This is a genomic window from Cupriavidus taiwanensis (assembly GCF_900249755.1).
In the GTDB taxonomy this organism is placed as follows: Bacteria; Pseudomonadota; Gammaproteobacteria; order Burkholderiales; family Burkholderiaceae; genus Cupriavidus; species Cupriavidus taiwanensis_D.
Genome location: NZ_LT976854.1, coordinates 238,319 through 246,233, shown reverse-complemented (window position 1 = coordinate 246,233; position 7,915 = coordinate 238,319). Strand labels below are relative to the sequence as shown.

The window sequence follows — 7,915 nt, the reverse complement described above, 5'->3', positions numbered from 1 at the left end:
GCGGGAGAGGGGCCGGGGGTGAGGGCCGGCGGTGGCAATGGCGACGGCCTTTGCTTCGTTGATATGCCCCGCCCTCACCCCAACCCTCTCCCGCGAGCGGGAGAGGGAGTACACAAGCGAGAGTTGGAACGTTCGAGGCAATGATCTCGCTGCTGGTTTGCTCCCCTCTCCCGCGCGCGGGAGAGGGAGTACACAAGCGAGAGTTGGAACGTTCGAGGCAATGATCTCGCTGCCGGTTTGCTCCCCTCTCCCGCAAGCGGGAGAGGGAGTACCCAAGCGGTTACTCATTGCTAGTGGCACTAATTGCCCGGTAAGCCGACAGAAGCCAAAAACAAAAGAGCCCCGCAACGCGGGGCCCTTCCTTCAAGCCAGCCTGACTGCCCGGCTTACACGTTCACGCCGTCGGCCACTTCCTTGAAGTCCTCGATCTGGTCGAAGTTCATGTACTTGTAGATCTTGTCGCCGTTGGCGTTCAGTACACCCATGTCGGCCATGTACTCGTCCTTGGTCGGGATGCGGCCCAGGCGCGAGCAGATTGCCGCCAGTTCGGCCGAACCCAGGTACACGTTGGTGTTCTTGCCCAGGCGGTTCGGGAAGTTGCGGGTCGAGGTCGACATCACGGTCGCGCCTTCGCGCACCTGTGCCTGGTTGCCCATGCACAGCGAGCAGCCCGGCATTTCGGTGCGGGCACCGGCGGTGCCGAACACGCCGTAGTGGCCTTCCTCGGTCAGTTGCTTCTGGTCCATCTTGGTCGGCGGGGCCACCCACAGCTTGACCGGGATGTCGCGCTTGCCTTCCAGCAGCTTGGACGCTGCGCGGAAGTGGCCGATGTTGGTCATGCACGAACCGATAAACACTTCGTCGATCTTGGCGCCGGCCACCTCGGACAGCGTCTTCACGTCGTCCGGGTCGTTCGGGCAGGCCACGATCGGCTCATGCACGTCGGCCAGGTCGATCTCGATCACGGCGGCATACTCGGCGTCGGCGTCCGGCTCCAGCAGCTTCGGATCGGCCAGCCACGCTTCCATGGCCTTGATGCGGCGCTGCAGGCTGCGCGGGTCTTGATAACCCTGGGCGATCATCCACTTCAGCAGCGTGATATTGCTGTTGATGTATTCGATGATCGGGTCCTTGTTCAGGCGCACCGTGCAACCGGCGGCCGAACGCTCAGCCGATGCATCCGACAGCTCGAACGCTTGCTCGACCTTCAGGTCGGGCAGGCCTTCGATTTCCAGGATGCGGCCCGAGAAGATGTTCTTCTTGCCTTGCTTGGCCACGGTCAGCAGGCCTTGCTTGATCGCGTACAGCGGGATCGCGTTGACCAGGTCGCGCAGCGTCACGCCCGGCTGCATCTGGCCCTTGAAGCGAACCAGCACCGATTCCGGCATGTCCAGCGGCATCACGCCGGTGGCGGCGGCAAAGGCCACCAGGCCCGAGCCGGCGGGGAAGCTGATGCCGATCGGGAAGCGGGTGTGCGAGTCGCCGCCGGTGCCGACGGTGTCGGGCAGCAGCATGCGGTTCAGCCACGAGTGGATCACGCCGTCGCCCGGGCGCAGCGAGATGCCGCCGCGGGTGCTGATGAACTCGGGCAGCGTGTGGTGGGTCTTGACGTCGACCGGCTTCGGATACGCGGCGGTGTGGCAGAACGACTGCATCACCAGGTCGGCCGAGAAGCCCAGGCAGGCCAGGTCCTTCAGCTCGTCGCGGGTCATCGGGCCGGTGGTGTCCTGCGAGCCCACCGAGGTCATCTTCGGTTCGCAGTAGGTGCCCGGGCGGATGCCCTTGCCTTCTTCCAGGCCGCAGGCGCGGCCGACCATCTTCTGCGCCAGCGTGAAACCCTTGCCGGTATCGGCCGGGTTCTGCGGCAGGCGGAACAGCGTCGACGGGGCCAGGCCCAGCGCCTCGCGCGCCTTGGCGGTCAGGCCACGGCCGACGATCAGCGGGATGCGGCCGCCGGCGCGGACTTCGTCGAACAGCACGTCGGACTTGACCTTGAACTCGGCGATCACTTCACCGTTCTTCAGCGCCTTGCCTTCGTACGGGCGCAGCTCGACCACGTCGCCCATTTCCATCTTCGACACGTCCAGCTCGATCGGCAGCGCGCCGGCGTCTTCCATGGTGTTGTAGAAGATCGGGGCAATCTTGTTGCCCAGGCACACGCCGCCGAAGCGCTTGTTCGGGATGAACGGGATGTCTTCGCCGGTGAACCACAGCACCGAGTTGGTGGCCGACTTGCGACTGGAACCGGTGCCGACCACGTCGCCCACATAGGCGACCAGGTGGCCCTTTTCCTTCAGCGATTCGATGAACTTGACCGGGCCGCGCTTGCCGTCTTCTTCCGGCTGGAACGCCGCGCCTTCGCGCTTGTTCTTCAGCATCGCCAGCGCGTGCATCGGGATGTCCGGGCGGGTGGTGGCGTCCGGCGCGGGCGACAGGTCGTCGGTGTTGGTTTCGCCCGGCACCTTGAACACGGTGATGGTCAGGCTTTGCGGCACTTCCGGACGGCTGGTGAACCATTCGGCGTCGGCCCAGCTTTGCAGCACGGCCTTGGCATTGGCGTTGCCCTTGTCGGCCTTCTCCTTCACGTCGTGGAAGGCGTCGAACATCAGCAGGGTCTTCTTCAGCGCGTCGGCGGCGACGGTGCCGACTTCGGCGTCGTCCAGCAGCTCGATCAGCGGCGAGATGTTGTAGCCGCCCAGCATGGTGCCCAGCAGCTCGGTAGCCTTGGCACGCGAGATCAGCGCGCACTTTTCCTTGCCCAGTGCCACGGCGGCCAGGTACGAGGCCTTGACCTTGGCCGCGTCATCGACGCCGGCCGGCACGCGGTGGGAGATCAGCTCGACCAGGTTCTGTTCTTCGCCGGCGGGCGGGTTCTTCAGCAGTTCGATCAGCTCGGCCGTCTGCTTGGCGGTCAGGGGCAGAGGGGGGATGCCAAGCGCGGCGCGCTCGGCCACATGTGCGCGATAGTTTTCAAGCATGGGAACCTGCTGAGTAATTAGGTTTAGAAAGACTCGGTACGTCGCGATTGTAGTCCGAAGCGGCTCCTCGGTCAAATGTCTTATATCTTATATAAGAGTATTTTTACAGAAATCCAAATGAAACAAAGGGTTGCGGCATGGATGAGTTGCCGATTTACACAGATTGCTACCCGAGTAGCGTAGTAGGGAATGCATCGACCCGCGCATCCGCCGGCCCCGGCGCGGCCGCCCGCCCAACCCGACGGCGACGACCTTGCCCTGCCACCGCCTGCGCCGGCGCCCTCAAGTTCCCCGGTCAACAAGCGTTAACCAGCCTGCAGGCGCGCAACACAAAGGCGCCCGCTCGCGTAGCCGTGCCTGCTCCCTTTCCGCTCAAATGGCCAAGCTGAAAGGGTTTCCCCCTTTTTTTCGGCCCTTTGCTGGCCTGCGATTCCGGAAGAATGGCAGGCATTCCGATACAGGCTTCTCATGGCGAACACGGCTTCCCCTCCCCGGACTGGCAACACAGGCAAGCGCGGCCGGCTACTGCTGATCGGCGCCGGCGTGCTGGTCGTGGCGCTGGGCGCCGGAGGCTTCGTGCTGGGCAGCGTGCTGAGCAACCGCCAGCCGGCGGCGATGGCCGCGCCCGCCGCTCCGGTGATTCCGCCGCCGATCTTCGTGCCGCTGGACGCGTTCACCGTCAACCTGCGCAGCGACGACGGCGACCGCTTCCTGCATACCGGCCTGTCGCTGAAGGTGGCTGACGCCGAGACCCAGGCGCGCCTGGCGCAGTACCTGCCCGAGGCGCGCAGCCGCATCCTGCTGCTGCTCTCCGCCAGGCAGCCGGCCGAGCTGGCCACCGTCGACGGCAAGCGCAAGCTGGCCGACGACATCCGCGACACCATCAGCAAGCCGTTTGCCAGCGGCCTGCCGGCGCAACGCGTGCTGGACGTGCTGTTCACCTCGTTCGTGGTGCAGTAAGCGCAAGCCAGGGCAGCACGTTTCATCCATAACGCCGCACAAGGGGCAGGACACTAGATGGCCTACGACAAGTTCCTCTCGCAAGACGAGGTAGACGAGCTGCTCAAGGGCGTATCCGGCGAGACCGATACGCCCAAGGCCAGCGAGACTGCGCCCGACGAGGGCGGGGTACGCCCCTACAACCTGGCGACGCAGGAACGCATCATCCGCGGCCGCCTGCATACGCTGGAAATCATCAACGAACGCTTTGCGCGCTCGCTGCGCACGGCGCTGTTCAACTTTATCCGCCGCGGCGCGGACATCTCCGTGGGCAGCGTCAGGATCGAGAAGTTCGGTGACTTTGCGCGCAACCTGCCGATGCCGACCAACCTCAACCTGGTCCACCTGAAGCCGTTGCGCGGCACCGCGCTGTTCGTCTACGACCCCAACCTGGTCTTCCTGGTGGTCGACAACCTGTTCGGCGGCGACGGCCGCTTCCACACCCGCGTGGAAGGCCGCGACTTTACCCAGACCGAGCAGCGCATCATCCAGCGCATGCTGGAGCTGACGCTGAACAGCTACGGCAATGCCTGGCGCACCGTGCATCCGATCGACACCGAGTACATCCGCTCGGAGATGCACCCCAAGTTTGCCAACGTCGCCACGCACAACGAGGCCGTGGTGACCACCGCCTTCCACATCGAGCTGGGCGCGGTCGGCGGCCAGCTGCACGTATGCCTGCCGTACGCGATGATCGAGCCGCTCAAGGACCTGCTGATGAATCCGCTGCAGGACGAGAAAGAGGTCGACAAGGGCTGGGTCACGCAACTGTCGACGCAGCTGCGCGCGGCCGAGGTCGAGCTGGTGGCCGAATTCGCGCACCTGCAGAGCACCGTGGCCGAAGTGCTGGCGATGCGCGCCGGCGACGTGCTGCCGATCGAGCTGCCCGAGAAGGTGTTCGGCAAGGTGGACGGCGTGCCCGTGATGCAATGCGGCTTCGGCACCATGAATGGCCAGTACGCGCTGCGGGTAGAACGAATGATCAATCACCAGGACGGCGATTCCCACCTGGATACCGAGGACACCGATTATGACTGACGGCATCGAGGACAAGCCGGTCGACCCGATGGACGACTGGGCCAGCGCGCTGGCCGAGCAGACCAGCGCCACTTCCGCCGAGATCCCCGCCGCTGCCGCAGCGCCGGCGGCCACCGCCACGCCGGCCGCGGCCACGGTGTTTCCGCCGCTGGCCAAGGAAGCCCCGAGCGGCTTCCGCAACGACATCGAGATGATCCTCGATATCCCGGTGCAGCTGACGGTGGAACTGGGCCGCACCAAGGTGCCGATCAAGAACCTGCTGCAGCTGGCGCAGGGCTCGGTGGTGGAACTGGATGGCCTGGCCGGCGAGCCGATGGACGTGCTGGTCAACGGCTACCTGATCGCCCAGGGCGAAGTGGTGGTGGTCAACGACAAGTTCGGCATCCGCCTGACCGACATCATCACGCCGTCCGAACGCATCCGGAAGCTGAACAAATGACAGCCGCCGCCCGCGCCCTGCTGGCTTCGCTTGCCGCGCTGCCCTGCGCCGCAGCGGCCGCCGAAGGCACGCCAGCGCCCGCCATCAGCGGCGCGGCCAGCCTGGCGCAGGCCGGGCTGGGGCTGTTCGCCATCATCGCGCTGATCCTGGGCCTGGCCTGGATGGCACGGCGTGCCGGCCTGGTGCGCCACGCCACCGGCGGCGCGATGAAGGTAGTCGGCAGCACCATGCTGGGCGCACGCCAGCGCCTGGTGCTGGTCGAGGTCGGCGACACCTGGCTGGTGCTGGGCGTCAGCCCCGGCGAAATCCGTCCGCTGCACACCATGGCGGCAGGCACACCCGCCGCCGGCCAGACCGGCGCACACATTGCCGCCGGACCGTTGCAACCGCCCACCGGCGGCAGCTTTGCCGAAAAGCTGCTGCGCTCGATGCAAGCCCAATTCAAATCATGATTTCCCCGCGTGCCACGCTGTGGCGACTGCCGCAGCGCCCAAGCCGCGCCGCGCGCCCTGCCCCGCTGCTGTCCTCGCCGCTGCTGTGTTTGCTGGCGCTGGTGCTGGCCATCGCCGCGCTCGCGCCCGCCGCTGCCTGGGCGCAGTCGCTGCCCGGTGTGGTCAGCAAGCCCGCCCCGGGCGGTGGCCAGATCTGGTCGCTGCCGGTGCAGACGCTGGTGCTGCTGACCTCGCTGTCGTTTCTGCCGGCGGCGATGCTGATGATGACCGGCTTCACCCGCATCATCATCGTGCTGGGCCTGCTGCGCAACGCGCTGGGCACGGCCACCTCGCCGCCCAATCAGGTGCTGGTGGGGCTGTCGCTGTTCCTGACCTTCTTCGTGATGTCGCCGGTGTTCGACCGCGTCTACAACGACGCCTACAAGCCGCTGTCGGAGAACAAGCTCAGCCTCGAAGCCGCCGCGGCCAAGGCCGCCGAGCCGCTCAAGGCCTTCATGCTGCGCCAGACCCGCGAGAAGGACCTGGCCATGTTCGCGCAGATGGCCAAGGCACCTGACATGCAGGGGCCGGAGGAAGTGCCGCTCAGCATCCTGGTGCCGGCCTTCGTCACCAGCGAGCTGAAGACCGCGTTCCAGATCGGCTTCACCATCTTTATCCCGTTCCTGATCATCGACCTGGTCGTTGCCAGCGTGCTGATGGCGATGGGCATGATGATGGTGCCGCCGGCCACCATCTCGCTGCCGTTCAAGCTGATGCTGTTCGTGCTGGTCGACGGCTGGCAGCTGCTGCTGGGTTCGCTGGCGCAGAGCTTCATGAGCTGACGCCAAGCGCCCGCGCAAGCCACTATTCGCAAGAGCCATGACCCCAGAGACCGTAATGACCATCGCCACCCAGGCGATGAAGATGACCCTGCTGCTGGCCGCGCCGCTGCTGCTGGTGGCGCTGGCCGCCGGCCTGCTGGTCAGCCTGTTCCAGGCCGCGACCCAGATTAACGAGATGACGCTGAGCTTCATCCCCAAGCTGATCGCGCTGTTCGCCACCATGGTGCTGGCCGGGCCGTGGATGATCAACGCGATGGTCGACTACATGCGCGAGGTGTTCCAGAGCATTCCCGCGCTGGCGCACTGAAGGCGGCCTGCGCCGCCTTCCTTGCCTTCCCCTGTTAGTCACCCTTCCTGCCCGCCGCCCCGCCGCCGTGATCGAGTTCACCTCAGCCCAGCTCTACGGCTGGCTCGCGGCTTTCCTGTGGCCGTTCTTCCGCATCCTGGCACTGATCGGCACCGCGCCGCTGTTCGGTGAATCGACCATCCCGCGGCGCGCCAAGATCGCGCTGTCGGCGTTGATCGCCATGGTGGTCTCGCCCACCATCGCCCAGCTTCCCGTGGTGCCGGTGTATTCCTTCGGCGGGCTGATGATCATCCTGAACGAAGTCGGCATCGGACTCGCCACCGGCTTTGTCATGCGGCTGGTGTTTGCCACCGTGCAGCAGGCCGGCGAGATCATCGGCCTGCAGATGGGCCTGTCGTTCGCGTCGTTCTTCGACCGCGCCGCCGGCGGCCAGACCATGGTGCTGTCGCGCTTTCTCAATATCATCGCGGTGCTGCTGTTCCTGGCGCTCGACGGCCACCTGCTGATGCTGGGCGCGCTGGTCGACAGCTTCAACAGCCTGCCTATCGGTGGCACCCCGCTGTCCGCGGGCGGCGCCATGGCCGTGGCCCGCGCCGGCGGCATGGTGTTCGCGTCGGGCCTGCTGCTGGCATTGCCGATGATCGCCGCGCTGCTGATCCTGAACCTGGCCATGGGCATCCTGAACCGCGCCTCGCCGCAACTGTCGATCTTCGCGGTGGGCTTCCCGGTGACGCTGTCAGGGGGCTTGCTGGTGCTGATGCTGGTGATGCCGCAGATGGGCAGCTATATGCAGCACATGATCGAGGCGGGACTGGAGTCGGTGGGGACGGTGCTGGGGCAGTTTGGGCGGTAAGGCGTGCGTGGCGTGGTGGCATCCGCTG

The 7,915-nt window shown here is 65.9% G+C and carries 8 protein-coding genes; 7 read left to right on the top strand and 1 reads right to left on the bottom strand.

Features of this window, described 5'->3' with window-relative positions; genetic code table 11:
• Positions 1 to 386: 386 nt before the first annotated feature.
• Positions 387 to 2,978: a bifunctional aconitate hydratase 2/2-methylisocitrate dehydratase gene (gene acnB, locus CBM2594_RS16975; RefSeq protein ID WP_116358002.1), complete on the bottom strand. Its 2,592-nt coding sequence runs from the start codon at positions 2,976 to 2,978 to the stop codon at positions 387 to 389.
• Positions 2,979 to 3,446: 468 nt separating this feature from the next.
• Between acnB and fliL the strand changes: the two genes are divergently transcribed.
• The 7 genes from fliL to fliR all read left to right on the top strand — a co-directional run bounded on the left by fliL (position 3,447) and on the right by fliR (position 7,887).
• Positions 3,447 to 3,938: a flagellar basal body-associated protein FliL gene (fliL, locus tag CBM2594_RS16970; RefSeq protein ID WP_116358001.1), complete on the top strand. Its 492-nt coding sequence runs from the start codon at positions 3,447 to 3,449 to the stop codon at positions 3,936 to 3,938.
• Between the two features lie 57 nt (positions 3,939 to 3,995).
• A complete protein-coding gene (gene fliM, locus CBM2594_RS16965) occupies positions 3,996 to 5,015 on the top strand; it encodes a flagellar motor switch protein FliM (protein WP_116358000.1) in 1,020 nt (339 codons plus the stop codon).
• A complete protein-coding gene (fliN, locus tag CBM2594_RS16960) occupies positions 5,008 to 5,454 on the top strand; it encodes a flagellar motor switch protein FliN (RefSeq protein ID WP_116357999.1) in 447 nt (148 codons plus the stop codon). Before fliM ends, fliN begins: the two co-directional genes overlap by 8 nt.
• Complete coding sequence (gene fliO, locus CBM2594_RS16955) at positions 5,451 to 5,906, top strand: flagellar biosynthetic protein FliO (protein ID WP_116357998.1); 456 nt, start codon at positions 5,451 to 5,453, stop codon at positions 5,904 to 5,906. The genes fliN and fliO overlap by 4 nt, the downstream gene beginning before the upstream one ends.
• The gene (gene fliP / locus CBM2594_RS16950) at positions 5,903 to 6,727 is read left to right on the top strand and encodes a flagellar type III secretion system pore protein FliP (protein WP_232346650.1); all 825 of its coding nucleotides are present in this window, start codon (positions 5,903 to 5,905) and stop codon (positions 6,725 to 6,727) included. The genes fliO and fliP overlap by 4 nt, the downstream gene beginning before the upstream one ends.
• Before the next feature lie 37 nt (positions 6,728 to 6,764).
• Entirely contained in the window at positions 6,765 to 7,034 is a 270-nt protein-coding gene (fliQ, locus tag CBM2594_RS16945) for a flagellar biosynthesis protein FliQ (RefSeq protein WP_116357997.1), read from the top strand.
• Between the two features lie 67 nt (positions 7,035 to 7,101).
• Positions 7,102 to 7,887, top strand: a complete 786-nt coding sequence (gene fliR, locus CBM2594_RS16940; RefSeq protein ID WP_116357996.1) for a flagellar biosynthetic protein FliR — start codon at positions 7,102 to 7,104, stop codon at positions 7,885 to 7,887.
• Positions 7,888 to 7,915: the final 28 nt, after the last annotated feature.

What these genes read in the sequence shown, in the direction of transcription:
- acnB (WP_116358002.1), bottom strand. Translation starts at nt 2,978, where the DNA reads ATGCTTGAAAACTATCGCGCACATGTGGCCGAGCGCGCCGCGCTTGGC.
- fliL (WP_116358001.1), top strand. Translation starts at nt 3,447, where the DNA reads ATGGCGAACACGGCTTCCCCTCCCCGGACTGGCAACACAGGCAAGCGC.
- fliM (WP_116358000.1), top strand. Translation starts at nt 3,996, where the DNA reads ATGGCCTACGACAAGTTCCTCTCGCAAGACGAGGTAGACGAGCTGCTC.
- fliN (WP_116357999.1), top strand. Translation starts at nt 5,008, where the DNA reads ATGACTGACGGCATCGAGGACAAGCCGGTCGACCCGATGGACGACTGG.
- fliO (WP_116357998.1), top strand. Translation starts at nt 5,451, where the DNA reads ATGACAGCCGCCGCCCGCGCCCTGCTGGCTTCGCTTGCCGCGCTGCCC.
- fliP (WP_232346650.1), top strand. Translation starts at nt 5,903, where the DNA reads ATGATTTCCCCGCGTGCCACGCTGTGGCGACTGCCGCAGCGCCCAAGC.
- fliQ (WP_116357997.1), top strand. Translation starts at nt 6,765, where the DNA reads ATGACCCCAGAGACCGTAATGACCATCGCCACCCAGGCGATGAAGATG.